The organism is Pseudomonas sp. P110(2024), assembly GCF_057480795.1.
This window is the reverse complement of sequence record NZ_JBLIYT010000001.1, coordinates 224,376-239,017: the sequence shown is the minus strand read 5'-3', so window position 1 is coordinate 239,017 and position 14,642 is coordinate 224,376. Positions and strand designations below refer to the sequence as shown.

General features: G+C 65.0%; 14 protein-coding genes, 4 tRNA genes and 1 pseudogene. 8 read left to right on the top strand and 11 right to left on the bottom strand.

Translation table 11 applies throughout. From position 1 onward, the window contains the following. Positions 1-5: 5 nt before the first annotated feature. From AC25ND_RS01165 to AC25ND_RS01155, 3 genes are all read right to left on the bottom strand, one after another. The gene (locus tag AC25ND_RS01165; RefSeq protein WP_028692678.1) at positions 6-707 is read right to left on the bottom strand and encodes a FadR/GntR family transcriptional regulator; all 702 of its coding nucleotides are present in this window, start codon (positions 705-707) and stop codon (positions 6-8) included. Positions 708-777: 70 nt separating this feature from the next. Then, complete coding sequence (locus AC25ND_RS01160; protein ID WP_028692677.1) at positions 778-2,088, bottom strand: C4-dicarboxylate transporter DctA; 1,311 nt, start codon at positions 2,086-2,088, stop codon at positions 778-780. A 209-nt stretch (positions 2,089-2,297) separates the two neighbouring features. Further along, positions 2,298-2,612: a helix-turn-helix domain-containing protein gene (locus tag AC25ND_RS01155; RefSeq protein WP_028692676.1), complete on the bottom strand. Its 315-nt coding sequence runs from the start codon at positions 2,610-2,612 to the stop codon at positions 2,298-2,300. 243 nt (positions 2,613-2,855) lie between these two features. Between AC25ND_RS01155 and AC25ND_RS01150 the strand changes: the two are divergent. The 3 genes and pseudogenes from AC25ND_RS01150 to AC25ND_RS01140 form a co-directional block, all read left to right on the top strand. Next, positions 2,856-3,170 (top strand): annotated as a pseudogene (locus AC25ND_RS01150) (PAS domain-containing protein); the annotation flags it as partial. Between the two features lie 174 nt (positions 3,171-3,344). Further along, positions 3,345-4,454: a methyl-accepting chemotaxis protein gene (locus AC25ND_RS01145; RefSeq protein WP_371349884.1), complete on the top strand. Its 1,110-nt coding sequence runs from the start codon at positions 3,345-3,347 to the stop codon at positions 4,452-4,454. A gap of 12 nt (positions 4,455-4,466) precedes the next feature. Next, entirely contained in the window at positions 4,467-6,149 is a 1,683-nt protein-coding gene (locus tag AC25ND_RS01140) for a putative bifunctional diguanylate cyclase/phosphodiesterase (protein ID WP_028692674.1), read from the top strand. Positions 6,150-6,201: 52 nt separating this feature from the next. Here AC25ND_RS01140 and AC25ND_RS01135 read toward each other — a convergent pair whose 3' ends face one another. The 8 genes from AC25ND_RS01135 to folD all read right to left on the bottom strand — a co-directional run bounded on the left by AC25ND_RS01135 (position 6,202) and on the right by folD (position 13,252). After that, a complete protein-coding gene (locus AC25ND_RS01135; RefSeq protein WP_028692673.1) occupies positions 6,202-6,693 on the bottom strand; it encodes an Lrp/AsnC family transcriptional regulator in 492 nt (163 codons plus the stop codon). A 13-nt stretch (positions 6,694-6,706) separates the two neighbouring features. Further along, entirely contained in the window at positions 6,707-7,519 is an 813-nt protein-coding gene (locus AC25ND_RS01130; RefSeq protein WP_238348164.1) for an ABC transporter ATP-binding protein, read from the bottom strand. A 4-nt stretch (positions 7,520-7,523) separates the two neighbouring features. Beyond that, entirely contained in the window at positions 7,524-8,237 is a 714-nt protein-coding gene (locus AC25ND_RS01125) for an ABC transporter permease (RefSeq protein ID WP_028692671.1), read from the bottom strand. Further along, positions 8,234-8,941, bottom strand: coding sequence for an ABC transporter permease (locus AC25ND_RS01120; protein ID WP_028692670.1), 708 nt, complete (start codon positions 8,939-8,941; stop codon positions 8,234-8,236). The genes AC25ND_RS01125 and AC25ND_RS01120 overlap by 4 nt, the downstream gene beginning before the upstream one ends. Positions 8,942-9,009: 68 nt before the next feature. Beyond that, complete coding sequence (locus AC25ND_RS01115; RefSeq protein ID WP_420917110.1) at positions 9,010-9,792, bottom strand: ABC transporter substrate-binding protein; 783 nt, start codon at positions 9,790-9,792, stop codon at positions 9,010-9,012. 422 nt (positions 9,793-10,214) lie between these two features. Then, positions 10,215-11,261: an ornithine cyclodeaminase gene (locus AC25ND_RS01110; protein ID WP_186597366.1), complete on the bottom strand. Its 1,047-nt coding sequence runs from the start codon at positions 11,259-11,261 to the stop codon at positions 10,215-10,217. Between the two features lie 19 nt (positions 11,262-11,280). Further along, positions 11,281-12,198: a citrulline utilization hydrolase CtlX gene (ctlX, locus tag AC25ND_RS01105; RefSeq protein ID WP_028692667.1), complete on the bottom strand. Its 918-nt coding sequence runs from the start codon at positions 12,196-12,198 to the stop codon at positions 11,281-11,283. Between the two features lie 199 nt (positions 12,199-12,397). Further along, complete coding sequence (gene folD, locus AC25ND_RS01100) at positions 12,398-13,252, bottom strand: bifunctional methylenetetrahydrofolate dehydrogenase/methenyltetrahydrofolate cyclohydrolase FolD (protein WP_028692666.1); 855 nt, start codon at positions 13,250-13,252, stop codon at positions 12,398-12,400. 255 nt (positions 13,253-13,507) lie between these two features. On the opposite strand from folD, the gene AC25ND_RS01095 reads away from it, so the two are divergent. The 5 genes from AC25ND_RS01095 (at position 13,508) to AC25ND_RS01075 (ending at position 14,398) form a co-directional block, all read left to right on the top strand. Next, a tRNA-Arg gene (locus AC25ND_RS01095) sits at positions 13,508-13,584 on the top strand. Positions 13,585-13,619: 35 nt separating this feature from the next. After that, positions 13,620-13,695 (top strand) — tRNA-His (locus tag AC25ND_RS01090). A gap of 56 nt (positions 13,696-13,751) precedes the next feature. Beyond that, a tRNA-Leu gene (locus AC25ND_RS01085) sits at positions 13,752-13,836 on the top strand. A 36-nt stretch (positions 13,837-13,872) separates the two neighbouring features. Next, positions 13,873-13,948 (top strand) — tRNA-His (locus AC25ND_RS01080). A gap of 150 nt (positions 13,949-14,098) precedes the next feature. Then, a complete protein-coding gene (locus tag AC25ND_RS01075) occupies positions 14,099-14,398 on the top strand; it encodes a DUF6388 family protein (RefSeq protein WP_028692638.1) in 300 nt (99 codons plus the stop codon). Positions 14,399-14,642: the final 244 nt, after the last annotated feature.

Genomic DNA, 14,642 nt, shown 5'->3' with positions numbered 1-14,642 from the left:
TTTGTTCAGGTGCCTGGTTGGTCGTCCGGGATGTTCAGGGCAATGCCCATGCGCTGCCCCTCGGCGAGGATGTGCTGGCGCATTTGCTGGCTGGCCTTGGCGCTGTTGCGTTCGCGGATGGCGCGCACCACCGCTTCGTTCTCGCTCAGGCGCGCGGCCAGGTGCTCGGGCGAGTTGCGCAGCATGGCGGCGCTCTGCTTGAGGGCATTGCCGGTCTGCTGCACCACGCTCTGGAAGATCGGGTTGGTGGTCAGGGCGAACAGCGCCTCGTGGAAGGTGATGTAGGCGTTGATCCCCGCCTCGCTGTCACCGGCCTCGAGGGCTTCGCGCATGTCCATCAGGGTCAGGCGCAGCTGGCCGATGTCCTGGCTGCCGGCCGATTGCGCCACCAGCCCGGCGATGAAGGGTTCAAGGGTGTAGCGCAGCTCGAGCACGTCGGCCAGGCTGGCCTCGGCGACGGTGTCCGCCTCCTGCGCCTGGGTGACGTCGGCATCCAGCACCAGCACGCCCTTGCCGGGCATCGAGCGCACCAGGCCCAGGGTTTCCAGGACAATCACCGCCTCGCGCAGGCTTGGCCGGCTGATCCCCAGTTGTTCGGCCAGCTCGCGCTGGCCGGGCAGCATGTCGCCGCTGCGCCACTGGCCACGGGCCAGGGCCTGGCGGAGTTTCTCCACCACTGAATTGACTACGGTCGAAGAGCTGATCACGGTTCGCTCCTTGGTTGACGCGGCATCTTTGCGCTTGGCCGGCCGGCGCTGGGCGCCGGCGGCCTTGGGCTTAGAATTCCTGTTGATGGGGTTGGCCCTGCTTGCGGGTGATCGGGGCGAAGCCAGGCTTGTTGGCCAGCACGTTGTGGGCGCGTTCCAGGTCGATGTCTTTCTCCCAGCGGGCGATGGCCACGGTGGCGACGCAGTTGCCGATCAGGTTGGTCAGCGCCCGGCCGATGCCCATGAACCAGTCCACGGCCAGTACCAGCACCAGGCCCACCACCGGAATCGCCGGTACCGCGGTCAGGGTGGCGGCAAGGATCACCAGGGCCGAGCCTGGGATGCCGTGGGCACCTTTGGAAGTCACCAGCGACACCAGAAGAATGGTCAACAGGTCGGTCATCGCCAGCGGCGTGCCGGTGGCATTGGCGATGAACACGATGGCCAGGGTCAGGTAGATGGAGAAGCCATCGAGGTTGAACGAGTAGCCGGTGGGGATCACCAGGCCGACGGTGGAGCTGCCGATGCCGAGGTGTTCGAGCTTGCGCATCACTTGGGGCAGCACGGCGTCGGAGGAGGCGGTGCCGAGGACAATGGACAGCTCCTCGCGCAGGTACTTGATGAACGGCAGCAGTTTCAGGCCCGACAGGCGCATCACCGTGCCGAGGACAATCAGCACGAAACCGGCGCAGGTCAGGTAGAACAGCGCCACCAGACCGCCCAGGTGCTGCAGCGAGCTCAGGCCGTACTTGCTGGTGGTGAAGGCGATGGCGCCGAACACGCCGATCGGCGCCAGGCGCACGATCATGCCCATGATGCGGAAGATCACGTGGCTGAGCTCGTTGATCAGCCGCGAAATGCCTGAGGCCGACTCGCCCACCAGGTTCAGCGCGCTGCCAAACAGCACCGAGAACAGCAGCACCTGGAGGATGTTGTTGTCGGCGAAGGCGCCCACCACCGAGGTGGGGATCAGGTCCATGAGGAAGGAGGTGGTGTTGTGGATGTGCGCGCCGCGCTCGGCCAGGGCGCCAGCGTCGGCGCTGGACAGCTGGTCGAGGTGGATGTTGGCGCCGCTGCCGATGCCGGTGGAGAAGGCGAACACCAGGCCGATCACCAGGGCCAGGGTGGTCAGCACTTCGAAGTAGATCACCGATTTCAGGCCGATGCGCCCGACCTTCTTCAGGTCGCCGGCGCCGGAAATGCCGCTGACCACCACGCAGAACACGATCAGGCCGATGAGCATCTTGATCAGCTTGATGAAGCCGTCGCCCAGGGGTTTGAGTTGCAGGGACAGGTCGGGGAAGCTCAGGCCGCAGACAATGCCGAGGGCAAGGCCGAGCACAACCTGGAGGAAGATCGAACGCGAACACCATTTGAGCATGGGAGGAGTCTCTGGTCGGTGTCCTTGCCCCCCAAGCCACACGGAGCGAAAGAGCGCAGGACTTAATTATTGTGGTCTTACCGGTTTGTTCACTGCCGAGCCATAAAACTCCGAAATTTCCTACAATGCAAGCGATTTTGGCCTTACCGGTCTTACCAGTTGAGGTGCACTGACGCGGCTTCTGCTCTAGCGTGGTGCCGGGGGAGATTTCATGGCTTTGCCAGCACCTGATCGACGGCGGCGATCAGCTTGCCGAGGTCCTTGGGGGGGGCGTTATGGATCACGCCGAAGAGGTAGGCGCGTTGTTCTTCTTCGTCTTCGGGGTCGCTGAAGAACACTTTTGGCTTGACCCCCAGGGCATCAGCGAAGCCCACCAACGACTCGACGCTGGGGGTATAGGTGCCGGTCTCGAAGCGGCTGATGGTCTTGGGGTCGAAGCCGGTTCGCTCGCCCAGTTGCGCCTGAGTGAGGCCCGCCAGTTTGCGGTAGCGGCGCAGGGCTGGACCTAGACCTGTTCTCGTCATCGCTCAATTCCCATTTAGAATCAAGCACTTAACGATATATGTCGATATGGCGCAACGCCATGATTCGTCACCTTTATTTGCAAAATGTGATGGAATTCGTAGAATTCGCCGCTTTGATTGATCAGTCATTCAAGTCGTCGTCCAAGGCGATCCGGCCATTTGCCGGCCCGTGTGCAAGCGTTGTCGGACATTGGAACTGATCCAGGATGACCGGTTCCGGCGCACCTGGCCTCCTGTCAGGCCATGCGTCGGCCCGTATATGAATGGAGTCTCATCGTGCGTCTGAACCTGCCGGTCAATCCGGTCGAGCAAAGCTTCCCCGAGCACCAGCGGCTGATTTCGGCAACCGATACGGCCAGCCTGATCACCTACTGCAACGCCGAGTTCGCCGCCATCAGCGGCTACAGTCAGGAGGAGCTGATCGGCAGCCCGCACAACCTGGTGCGTCACCCGGACATGCCCGAGGCGGTGTTCGAGCTGATGTGGCAGTACCTCAAGGCCGGTCGCAGCTGGATGGGTATCGTCAAGAACCGCTGCAGCAACGGCAACTTCTATTGGGTCAACGCCTACGTTACGCCGATGCTCGACAACGGCCAGGTGGTCGGCTACGAGTCGGTGCGCGTGCGTCCGACCCGCGAGCAGGTGGCCCGTGCCGAAGCCCTGTACGCCCGGCTGCGTGAGGGCCAGGCGGCGCTATCGCCGACCCGGCGCCTGGCCCTGCTGGGGCGGGCCATGGCGTTGCCGCTGCTGGCGGGGGCCGTCGCCATTGGCGCCGGCCAGGTATTGCCGGACCTGCCCGCCCAAGGTCTGACCCTGGCGCTGTTCGCCGGCGTCGGCCTGTGGGCGCAAAGCCGCATGGGGCGCCACTTGCGGCGCATCGTTCAGGTTGCGGACAACACCTTCAGCGACCCGGTTGCGGCCTTGACCTATAGCGACCTGCCTGGTGCCGCCGGGCAGCTGGAGCTGATCCTGGTCAGCGAGGAGGCGCGCTTGAAGACCGCGCTCACCCGCCTGAGCGACCTCGCGGTGCAGATGGCCGGCGCCGCCCAGGATGCCGGACGGTTGTCGCGCAGTACCGAGTCGGCGCTGCTCGAACAGCGTGCCGAGACTGACCTCACCGCCACCGCCATGACCGAGATGGCCGCTTCCATTGGCGAGGTCGCCGGCCACGTGCAACTGACCGCCGAGCAGGCGCATACCGCGCACCTGCTGGCCGGTCAGGGCAGTCAGGTGGCTGACGCCACCGGCGCGGCGATCCAGAGCCTGGCCGGCACGGTCGGGCAGATCAACCAGGCGGTCAACGACCTGGCCGGTCAGACCGGTGCAATTGCCGAGGCAGCCGGAATGATCCGCGCCATCGCCGAGCAGACCAACCTGCTGGCGCTCAACGCCGCCATCGAGGCGGCGCGCGCCGGCGAGCAGGGGCGTGGCTTCGCGGTGGTCGCTGACGAGGTCCGCGCCCTGGCCGACAAGACCCGTCAGTCGACCCTGCATATCCAGTCGATCATCGACAGCCTGCGCGGCGGTGCCGAGCAGGCGGTAAGCATCGCCAGCCAGGGCCTGGAGGGCGCGCAGCAGGGTGTGGCCCAGGTTGCCTTGACCCAGGAGGCGCTGCAGGGCATCCAGCACGCGGTGCAGCGTATCAGCGACATGAGCCAGCAGATGGCCGCGGCCTCGCAGGAGCAGTCCAGCGTGGCCGAGGATGTCTCGCGGCAGATCAACGGTGTGGCCGGCACGGTGCAGCAGAGCGCCCGCCGCGCCAATGCCGCAGCCGTGCGCGGCGCAGAACTGGAGCAAGTGTGCGCCGGGCTGCGCGCCCTGGTGGAGCGCTTCAACCGCTAGGTTGCGAGGGTTATGGACGACAACTACCGCGCGGCCGTCGATGCGGCCGCGATCTTTTCCGAGACCGACCTGCGCGGTTGCATCACCTACGTCAACCAGCAGTTCTGCAGCATCTCCGGCTACAGTCGCGAGGAACTGCTGGGAGCCAACCACCGCATCCTCAATTCCGGGCTGCACGAGCCGACTTTCTTCCTCGAAATGTGGCGCGCCCTGGCCGCCGGCCGGGTGTGGAAAGGCGAGATCTGCAACCGAGCCAAGGACGGTTCGCTGTACTGGGTGGACAGCACCATGGTGCCGCTGATCGACCCGCACACCGGCCGGGTGCGCAAATACGTGTCGATCCGCTTCGACGTCACCGAGAAGCGCCAGTTGCTGCACACCCTGCAGTGGCGGGTGGGGCATGACGTGCTGACCGGCCTGCCGAACCGCGCCTACCTGTCCGACCTGCTCAACCAGGCCTTGGCGTTCTCCCGGCGGGAAAGTATTCCGTTGGCGGTATGCATGCTCGACCTCGATGGCTTCAAGGCGGTCAACGACGGCTACGGCCATGCCACCGGCGACCTGCTGTTGGTGGAGGTCGCCCAACGCCTGCAGGACATCCTGCGTGGCGGTGATGCGGTGGCGCGGCTGTCGGGTGACGAGTTCGTGCTGATCTTGCGCCATATCGAAGGCCCGCAGCAGTTGCATGCCGCGTTGCAGCGTATCCTCCAGGCGCTAGCTGCGCCCTATGTGGTGCGCGAGCAGTCGCTGAGCCTGAGCGCGAGCATCGGCGTGACCCTGTTCCCGCAGGATGACGAGGATGCCGACACCCTGGTGCGCCACGCCGACCAGGCCATGTACGTGGCCAAGCAGCGCGGACGCAACCGCTACCACCTGTTCGACGTGTCCCAGGAGCTCGAGCTCAAGGCCACCCACCAGACCGTGGCGCGGGTGCGCCAGGCCCTGCGCCAGGGCGAACTGTGCCTGCACTACCAGCCCAAGGTGAACATGCGCAGCGGTCAGGTGATCGGCTTCGAGGCCTTGCTGCGCTGGATGCATCCATCCAAGGGGCCGGTGCCGCCGGGGGAGTTCCTGCCCTTCGTGGAGCAGACCGACCTGATCGTCGAGCTGGGCGAGTGGGTCATCGACCAGGCCTTGACCCAGTTGCAGCAGTGGCAACTGTCCGGGCGCGATTGGTCACTGAGCGTCAACATCGCCGCCCGCCAGCTGCAGCGCGGCGACTTTGCCCAGCGCCTTGAGCGCCTGCTGGCGCGTCATCCCGGGGTGTCGCCCGGGCGCCTGGACCTGGAGATCGTCGAATCGGTGGCGATCGACAACCTGCCGCGGGTCGGCCGTTGCCTGGATGCCTGTCGAGCCCTGGGCGTGCGTTTTTCGCTGGACGACTTCGGTACTGGCTATTCCTCGCTGAGCTACCTCAAGCGCCTGCCGGCGCAGACCATCAAGATCGACAAGTCCTTTGTGCGCGACATCCTTCATGACCATGACGACCTGACTCTTACTGGCGCGGTGATCGGCCTGGCGCGGGCGTTCGGGCGCGAAGTGATCGCCGAGGGCGTGGAGACTGTCGAGCACGGAAGGGTGCTGATGGGGCTGGGCTGCGAACTGGCCCAGGGTTATGGCATTGCCCGGCCGATGCCGGTGGAGGCGGTGGCGCAGTGGGTGGCGGGCTACCGGCAGCCACAGGCGTGGCGCTGAGCTTGCTCCCTGCAGGAACGGACTAACCCATTCCTGCAGGGGCCGTGCCTGTTCACGCCTGCGGCGCCGTGCTCTTCACCGCCGCCAGCTCCGGATGGGCCACGAGCTTGTCGATATGCAGCTCGTCGTTGTTCATCCAGGTCTCGGTCAGCACCCGGTAGTGCTCCATGTCGCGGCAGCGCATACGCAGGCTGTAGTCGAAGTGCCCGCTGATCAGCTGGCACTCGTAGACCTGCGGGCAGGCGCGCACGGTGGCTTCGAAGGCACGTTGCGCCGAGCGCCCGCTCTGGTTGGACAAGGCCACCAGCACCAGCAACGACAACCCGGGGGAGACCTGCTGCAGGTCGATGATTGCCCCGTAACCGCGGATCACCCCGCGCCGCTCCAGCTTGCGCACCCGTTCCAGGCAGGGCCTGGGGGTCAGGTGCACGAGGGTGGAGAGCTTCTCGTAGGTGATCCTTCCTTGGTGTCGCAGCACGTCGATGATCGCTTCGTCGATGCGATCCAGCGGTGTAGCTGCGGGGGTGATGGCCTTGTTATCCATAGGCGGCGTGACTTCACTTCAGACGATTGGAGAGGAACTGCCGCAGGCGCTCGCTCTGTGGCCGGTCGAGGATCTCGGCGCTGCCGCTTTCCTCGACCAGGCCCTGGTGCAGGAACAGCACCTGGCTCGACACCTGGCGGGCGAACCCCATTTCATGGGTGACCATGAGCATGGTACGTCCTTCCTCGGCGAGCGTCTGTATCACCTTGAGCACTTCGCCGACCAGCTCGGGGTCCAGCGCCGAGGTGGGCTCGTCGAACAGGATGATCTCCGGCTCCATGGCCAGCGCCCGGGCGATGGCCACGCGCTGTTGCTGGCCGCCGGAGAGAAACGCCGGGTACTGGTCGGCGGCGCGGGCCGGCAGGCCGACCTTGTCCAGGTACTTGCGCGCCCGCGCCTCGGCTTCGCCGGCGCTGATGCCCAGCACCTTGCGCGGCGCCAGGCAGATGTTCTCCAGCACCGTCAGGTGGCTCCACAGGTTGAAATGCTGGAACACCATGGCCAGGCGCGTGCGCAGGTTCTGCAACTGGGCCGCTGGCGGAGTGCCCTTGCTCAGGTCGAGGGTCTGGCCGTCGAGGGTGATGCTGCCGGCGTTGGGCTTTTCGAGGAAATTGATGCAGCGCAGGAAGGTGCTCTTGCCCGAGCCGCTGGCGCCGATCAGGCTGATCACGTCGCCCTTGCGCGCCTGCAGCGAGACGCCCTTGAGCACCTGGTGCTCGCCGTAGTGCTTGTGCAGGCCGTCGACGCTGAGCTTGAGGGTGCCGGCATGGGCACGTACCTTGGGGGCCTGTTCGAAGGTGGTGAGTGGCAGTGCGGTAGCGGTCATGGGTTCAGCCTCGTGCAGGGTCAAGGAAGCGCATCCAGCGACGTTCGGCCACGCGGAACAGGCCGACCAGGGCGAAGGACAGCAGCATGTACAGCAGGGCGGCGACCCCGAAGGCCTGGAAGGTCAGGAAGGTCGCGGCGTTGGCGTCGCGGGCCACCTTGAGGATGTCGGCGACGGTGGCGGTGAAGGCCAGCGAGGTGGCGTGCAGCATCAGGATCAACTCGTTGCTGTAGGCCGGCAGCGAACGGCGCAGGGCCGCCGGCAGGACCAGGAACAGGTTGAGCCTCCAGCCGCGCAGACCGTAGGCCTGGGCCGCTTCCAATTCGCCGGCGGGCAGGTTGCGGATGGCCCCGGCGAAGATCTCCACGGTGTAGGCGCAGGTGTTGAGCACGAACGCCAGCAGGGTGCAGTTGAGCGCATTGCGGAAAAACTGGTCGAGCAGCGCATGCTCGCGCACCACTTGCAGGCCGTAGAGCCCGGTATAGCAGATCAGCAGCTGGATATAGAGCGGCGTGCCGCGGAACACGAAGGTGTACAGCTGCACCGGCAGGCGCAGGTAGGCGTGGCGTGAGGTGCGTGCCAGGGCCAGCGGCAGCGACAGGGCGAAGCCCAGCACCATGCTGGCCAGGAACAGCCAGAGGGTCATGGCCAGGCCCGACAGGCCGCTGCCATCGTGGTACAGGTAAGCAAGGCCGTATTCCTGAAGGAGTTCGATCATCGCGCCAGCTCCTTGATGCCGATGTTGTAGCGCCGCTCCAGGTGCTTGAGCAGGCGGTTGGACAAGGTGGTGATGACCAGGTACACCAGGCCCGCCAGGCACAGGAAGAACAACACGTCGTTGGTGCTCTTGCCGGCGTTCTGCGCGGCCTTGACCAGGTCGGCCAGGCCGATGATCGACACCAGCGCGGTGGACTTGAGCAGCACCAGCCAGTTGTTGCCCAGCCCCGGCAGGGCGAAGCGCATCAGTTGCGGGAACAGCACCAGCCGAAACCGCTGCGCCCGGCTCAGGCCGTAGGCGGTGGCGGCCTCCAGCTGGCCGGCGGGCACGCTGAGGATGGCGCCGCGAAAGTTCTCGGTGAAGTACGCGCCGTAGATGAAGCCCAGGGTGATGACCCCGGCGCCGAACGGATCGATCTCGACATAGTCCCAGCCCAGCGCCTCGGTCAGGTCGTTGAGCCAGATCTGCATGCTGTAGAAGATCAGCAGGATCAGCACCAGGTCGGGGACGCTGCGGATCAGCGTGGTGTAGAGGGTGGCCGGCAAGCGCAGCAGCCGGGACCGTGACAGCTTGGCGCTGGCGCCGATCAGGCCGAGCGCGAGGCTCAACGCCAGTGACAGCAAGGCCAGCTTGACGGTCATCCAGGTGCCTTGGGCCAGCAGCGGGCCGAAGCCTTGCAGGCCGCTTGTGAGGAAGTCGTGCATGAGAGGGGTCTCGCGGGGAGGCTATCGCGGGGCCGCCCCACTCCCACAGGGAGGGGCGGCCTGCCGGGTCACTCGTTGTAGATGTCCAGGTTGCCGACGTATTTCTTCTGGATCTCGGCGTAGGTGCCGTCGGCGTGGATCATGGCGATGCCCTTGTCGAGCAGGGCCTTGAGCTCGGGGTCGGTCTTGCGCAGGCCCATGGCGATATCCAGCGGCAAGGTCGGGTCCTTGATCGCCGGACCGCTCCTGAAGTCGGCGCCCTCGGGCTTGGAGAGGAAGTTCAACTGGGCTTCGAGCTTGTCGGTGACGGTGGCGTCGAGCCGGCCGTTGAGCAGGTCGGCGTAGTTCTGGTCCTGGCTCTGGTAGGCCTTGACCTGCGCGCCCAGCGGCGCCAGCACGGCGCGGGCGTAGGCCTCCTGCAGCGAGCCCTGGAGCACGCCGACCTGTTTGCCCTTGAGCGATTCGGCGCTGTCGCCGAAGTCGGCCGACTTGCGCACGATCACCGAGGTGGGGCTGAGGAACAGGCGGTTGCTGAAATCGATCTGTTTCAGCCGCGCCGGGGTCACGGCCATGGACGACATGATGGCGTCGAACTTGCGCGCGCGCAGGGCGGGGATCATGCCGTCGAATTCGTTGTGCACCCAGGTGCACTTGACCTGCAGCTTGGCGCAGATGGCATTGCCCAGGTCGATGTCGAAGCCTTGCAGGCTGCCATCGGCGGCGACGGATTCGAACGGTGGGTATTCGGGGAAGACACCGAAGCGGATCTCGGTCCACTCCTTGGCCTGGGTGAGGGTGGTGGCGCACAACGAGAACAGCAGCACGCCGAGGCGTTTTCGCATGGAGGGCATGGTCTTTGGTCCCTGGGTGTTGTTATTGGTAGTAGGGCGATTAGCGCGTGTAGGTCCGTCGGTGACTCATGGGTCGGGCTCAGAATGCGCGAGATAGACAGGTTTTTTGTGTCGTTTGCCTGCGCATGGGCTGCCGGATTCGGCTGTAAAGTTTCTTTCTGCAGCCGAATCGGCTGCTGCGACAAAGTTTTATGGAAGTGCGACAGCGGTTTCTGTCAGGCCGAGAGGCTGCCATGCTTGTCGGTCGCTGTTTACGCGGGCCCTGGAGCGGCCTTGCCGAGGCGTCGGACCGGTCGGAAAGGGCCGCAGAGCGGCCCCGGCAATATCGGCTGCGTAGCTCAAACCCTGGGGCCGCTGCGCAGCCCTTTCCGACCGGTCCGACGCCTCGGCAAGGCCGCTCCCACAGGGTTGCGTATAGCCGGTCAGGCGGCGCTGGCTTTGCGTTGCGCCACTTTCGGCTGCAGCAGGGCAAACAGGTCCTTCGGGTTCTCCAACTGCGGCACCAGCGCGATGTCGCGCCCGATGTCCAGCGCCCTGGCCACATCCAGCACATAGCGCAGCGCCGAGTAGTCCTCCAGGGCGAAGCCGACCGAGTCGAACAGCGTTACCTGCGCGGCGTTCTCGCGCCCGGCGGCGATCCCCTCGACCACCTGCCAGAACTCGGTGGTCGGCGAGTCCGCTGGCATCTGCTGGATCTCGCCCTCGATCCGGCTCTGCGGTTCGTACTCGACGATCACCCGCGCCCGCTCGACGATGTCGCGGTGCAGCTCGGTCTTGCCCGGGCAGTCGCCGCCCACGGCATTGAGGTGCATGCCCGGCTCGATCATCTGCGGGGTTAGGATGGTGGCGTAGGCCTTGTCGGCGGTGACCGTGGTGACGATGTCGGCGCCGCGCACCGCCTCGGCCACGCTGTTGGCGATGATCAGCTTCAGTTGCGGGAAACCGGCCAGGTTGGCCGCGAGTTTCGCCGAGGCCTTGTGGTCGATGTCGAACAGGCGGATTTCCTCGATGCCGAGCAAGGCATGGAAGGCGATGGCCTGGAACTCGCTCTGCGAGCCGTTGCCGATCAGCGCCATGCGCTTGCTGTCCGGACGCGCCAGGTAGCGGGCGGCCAGGGCCGAGGTGGCGGCGGTGCGGATGGCGGTGGTCAGGGTCATCTCGCTGAGCAGCACCGGCGCGCCGGTGTCGACATCGCCCAGGGCGCCGAAGGCCATGACCGTCAGCAGGCCGTCATGGGTGTTCTTCGGGTGGCCGTTGACGTACTTGAAGGCGTACAGGTTGGCGTCGGATACCGGCATCAGCTCGATCACCCCGTCCGCCGAGTGGTTGGCCAGGCGCGGGCATTTCTCGAAGTCATGCCAGCGCAGGTAGTCCTGGCGGATGTACTCGGCCATCTCGGCCAGGCAGGTGGGCAATCCCTTGCGGTTGACCAGGTGGGCGAGGTCGTGCACGTCGATGTAGCGGGTCATGATGATTTTCCTTGTCGAGTCAGTGACGCGAGGGCAGGTGGACTTCGGCGAGCATGCAGCGCGCGCTGCCGCCGCCGATGCGTTCGATATGGTCGATGTTCACCACCAGTGGATGGCTGTGCCGCTCGACCTGGCGGCGCTGGGCGGCGTCGAGCGCATTCCAGGCGCTGCGAGACATCACCAGCAGGGAGCGGCCGTCACGGTCGTGGACTTCAAGCATGTTGCCGGCGAAGTTCTCCAGCTGGTCGAAGTTCAGCGCCAGCACCTGCTTGCCGGTATCGCGCAGCGAATGCTCCAGGGCACGGCGTTCATCGTGGTGGGGCAGGGCGTCGAGGCAGGCCACGGCGAGCTGGCGGCCGACGTTCATCATTACGTTGCTGTGGTAGATCGGCGCCTGGTGGCGGTCCACGGCGTGGAACAGGCACAGGCGATAGTCCAGGCGCTCGGCGAACTGGCGCAGGGCGTGTTCGTGGGTGCGCCCGGAGTGACAGGCGTAGCTGATGCGGTGTTCGCGGTCCAGGACCATGCTGCCGGTACCCTCGAGGAACAGATTCTGCTGTTCCAGCGGGCTCAGGTCGATGGTGCGCTGGATGGCGAAGCGCTCCCGCAGCACGCCCAGCACGCCCTTGCTGCGCTCCAGGCGGCGGTTCTCGCCCTCCATCGGGTACAGCACCAGGCTACCGTCGGCGTGGCTGCTCCACCAGTTGTTGGGGAAGATCGAGTCGGGGGTGTGAGGTTCAGGGGTGTCCTGCACCACCAGCACATCGACGCCATGCTGGCGCAGGGTGTCGACGTAGCCGTCGAATTCTTCCAGGGCCTTTTCGCTGGCGGCCTGAGGGTCCGACGGCGCCTGCTGGAAGCGGTTGTTGGCGGCGGTGTCGGGGTTGAAGGCGAACCGCGCCGGGCGAATCATGAGGACGGTATTTGTTGTTTGCATTGGGCACGCATCCACGGGTGGGCTGTGTGACCATTGTCAGGGGGATCGCGAGGCAATCCCGGCTGAAGCGTGAGAGGTGGGCAGCCGGTCCAGCTGAAATGGATGGGTTGCCAGCCGAATCGGCTGCGGCTCCGTGGAGACGGGCATTCAAACGAAAACGGCGCCTCGAGAGGCGCCGTTGCGTCATTGCCGGAACAACCTACTTGTGCAGCTCTTCAGCCGCATACAGGGTGTTCTCCAGCAGGCAGGCGCGGGTCATCGGGCCTACGCCGCCCGGCACCGGGGTGATCCAGCCGGCGCGGGGCAGGGCGGTCTCGTAGACCACGTCGCCGACCAGCTTGCCGTCGTCCTGGCGGTTGATGCCGACGTCGATGACGATGGCGCCTTCCTTGACCCATTCACCCTTGACCAGGCCCGGCTTGCCGGCGGCGACCACCACCAGGTCGGCGCGGCCGACGTGGCCGGCCAGGTCCTTGGTGAAGCGGTGGCAGACGGTGACGGTGCAGCCGGCCAGCAGCAGCTCCATGGCCATTGGCCGGCCGACGATGTTGGATGCGCCGACGATCACCGCGTTCATGCCGTACAGGTCCTGGCCGGTGCTCTCCAGCAAGGTCATGATGCCCTTCGGCGTGCACGGGCGCAGCAGCGGGATGCGCTGGGCCAGACGGCCGATGTTGTAGGGGTGGAAACCGTCCACGTCCTTGTCCGGGCGGATGCGCTCGAGCAGCAGGGAGGCGTCCAGGTGCTCGGGCAGCGGCAGCTGCAGCAGGATACCGTCGACGGCCGGGTCATCGTTGAGGCGATCGATCAGGTCGGTCAGGGCTTGCTGCGTGGTCTCGCTGGGCAGGTCGAATGCCTGGGAGATGAAACCGACCTCTTCACAGTCCTTGCGCTTGTGCGAGACATAGACTTGGGAGGCCGGGTCGGTACCGACCAGGATCACCGCCAGGCCAGGCGTGCGCAGGCCCTGCTGGCGGCGCTCGGCGACACGTTGGGCGATCTGCTGGCGCAGGTTGGCGGCGATCGCCTTGCCATCGATTAGGTGTGCAGTCATAGACGCGTGATTAACCATCGAGAAGGGAACATATATAAGAAGCGCGCATTCTCGCACGACACGGCCCAAGGGCAAAGGCGAGTGGTCGGGCAAATCCCCTAACCCCTTCAATAATTTAAATTTTTTTGCGAAAGGTGTTGACGACCTGCAGGGTCGCCTATAAGATTCGCCGCACTTGTCGGGCACTGCCTGGCACGGGTTGGCAAAGTCGGGCAGAATAAGCGGTTCGTTTGTTCGGCTGGACTGTAAGCTTAAGCGCCCGTAGCTCAGCTGGATAGAGCATCCGCCTTCTAAGCGGATGGTCGCAGGTTCGAGTCCTGCCGGGTGCGCCATTAAGGCCTGGGCAAGTAAGCAGTACCGCAATATGGTGGGCGTAGCTCAGTTGGTAGAGCGCCGGATTGTGATTCCGGTTGTCGTGGGTTCGATTCCCATCGTCCACCCCAGATTCTGCAGGGGCGCCTCGATTGAATGATCCGGCGCCTTTGTTTTTGAGTTTCATGCGGACGTGGTGAAATTGGTAGACACACTGGATTTAGGTTCCAGCGGCGCAAGCTGTAAGAGTTCGAGTCTCTTCGTCCGCACCATGTTTCTGTAAGGCTGTACCGCAACACTGCATTATGGTGGGCGTAGCTCAGTTGGTAGAGCGCCGGATTGTGATTCCGGTTGTCGTGGGTTCGATTCCCATCGTCCACCCCATATTTGAAGAAGGCGCCCGCATCGGATGATCGGGCGCCTTTTTCGTTTCTGCCGTACGGGCCTTGTGGCTACTGGTGGCGGAGCAATAAAAGCTGATAGATTTCAGCCGGTTGAAGGGCTGGCCGAGATGCCGGCAGAGGAATAGCGCAGATGATTGCAAAAGAAGCGCGCCAGGCCCTGGCGCTGCAACGTTTCGCCGAGGCCAATCCGCAACTGCTCGAGGAGATCCGCGAGTTGGATGCCCGCGAGCAGGCCCAGCAGATCGAGTGGGCGTTCGAGGATGCGGCGCAGGAGCAGGGCGTCGAGCCCTGGGAGTATGCCTTGCAACTGATCGCCGAGTCGCCGGAACAACTGCAGGCCATGCGCCTGGAGACTCATCGCGAGGTGGCCGAGGCGCTGGGCATGGCCTGGGAAGAATACTGCCAGTTCAACGACCTCGATCCGCAGTAAGCCGGACGATCTTTCTGGCTGTTGTTTGTTTGACAAGGTTTTACAACCGTGCGGGCCACAAGGGCCTGCGCGGCCGTGAATGAAACAGGCTCGACGCCAAGGCGGGCGGGCCTTTCAAGGAAATCGACCGGCGCGGCTCGCCGACAATCCGGGTGGGGTGACTTCTGCTTGATGAGTCACTAGAATGTTTGCCCTTGATTCTGGAGTCGGGCTATCGCCGGCTAACGTCTGTGCAACGAGGAAT

Excerpts from the sequence above, each read along its gene's own strand:
- AC25ND_RS01160 (WP_028692677.1), bottom strand. The coding sequence starts at position 2,088 with ATGCTCAAATGGTGTTCGCGTTCGATCTTCCTCCAGGTTGTGCTCGGC.
- AC25ND_RS01155 (WP_028692676.1), bottom strand. The coding sequence starts at position 2,612 with ATGACGAGAACAGGTCTAGGTCCAGCCCTGCGCCGCTACCGCAAACTG.
- AC25ND_RS01145 (WP_371349884.1), top strand. The coding sequence starts at position 3,345 with ATGGCGTTGCCGCTGCTGGCGGGGGCCGTCGCCATTGGCGCCGGCCAG.
- AC25ND_RS01140 (WP_028692674.1), top strand. The coding sequence starts at position 4,467 with ATGGACGACAACTACCGCGCGGCCGTCGATGCGGCCGCGATCTTTTCC.
- AC25ND_RS01135 (WP_028692673.1), bottom strand. The coding sequence starts at position 6,693 with ATGGATAACAAGGCCATCACCCCCGCAGCTACACCGCTGGATCGCATC.
- AC25ND_RS01130 (WP_238348164.1), bottom strand. The coding sequence starts at position 7,519 with ATGACCGCTACCGCACTGCCACTCACCACCTTCGAACAGGCCCCCAAG.
- AC25ND_RS01125 (WP_028692671.1), bottom strand. The coding sequence starts at position 8,237 with ATGATCGAACTCCTTCAGGAATACGGCCTTGCTTACCTGTACCACGAT.
- AC25ND_RS01120 (WP_028692670.1), bottom strand. The coding sequence starts at position 8,941 with ATGCACGACTTCCTCACAAGCGGCCTGCAAGGCTTCGGCCCGCTGCTG.
- AC25ND_RS01115 (WP_420917110.1), bottom strand. The coding sequence starts at position 9,792 with ATGCCCTCCATGCGAAAACGCCTCGGCGTGCTGCTGTTCTCGTTGTGC.
- AC25ND_RS01110 (WP_186597366.1), bottom strand. The coding sequence starts at position 11,261 with ATGACCCGCTACATCGACGTGCACGACCTCGCCCACCTGGTCAACCGC.
- ctlX (WP_028692667.1), bottom strand. The coding sequence starts at position 12,198 with ATGCAAACAACAAATACCGTCCTCATGATTCGCCCGGCGCGGTTCGCC.
- folD (WP_028692666.1), bottom strand. The coding sequence starts at position 13,252 with ATGACTGCACACCTAATCGATGGCAAGGCGATCGCCGCCAACCTGCGC.
- AC25ND_RS01075 (WP_028692638.1), top strand. The coding sequence starts at position 14,099 with ATGATTGCAAAAGAAGCGCGCCAGGCCCTGGCGCTGCAACGTTTCGCC.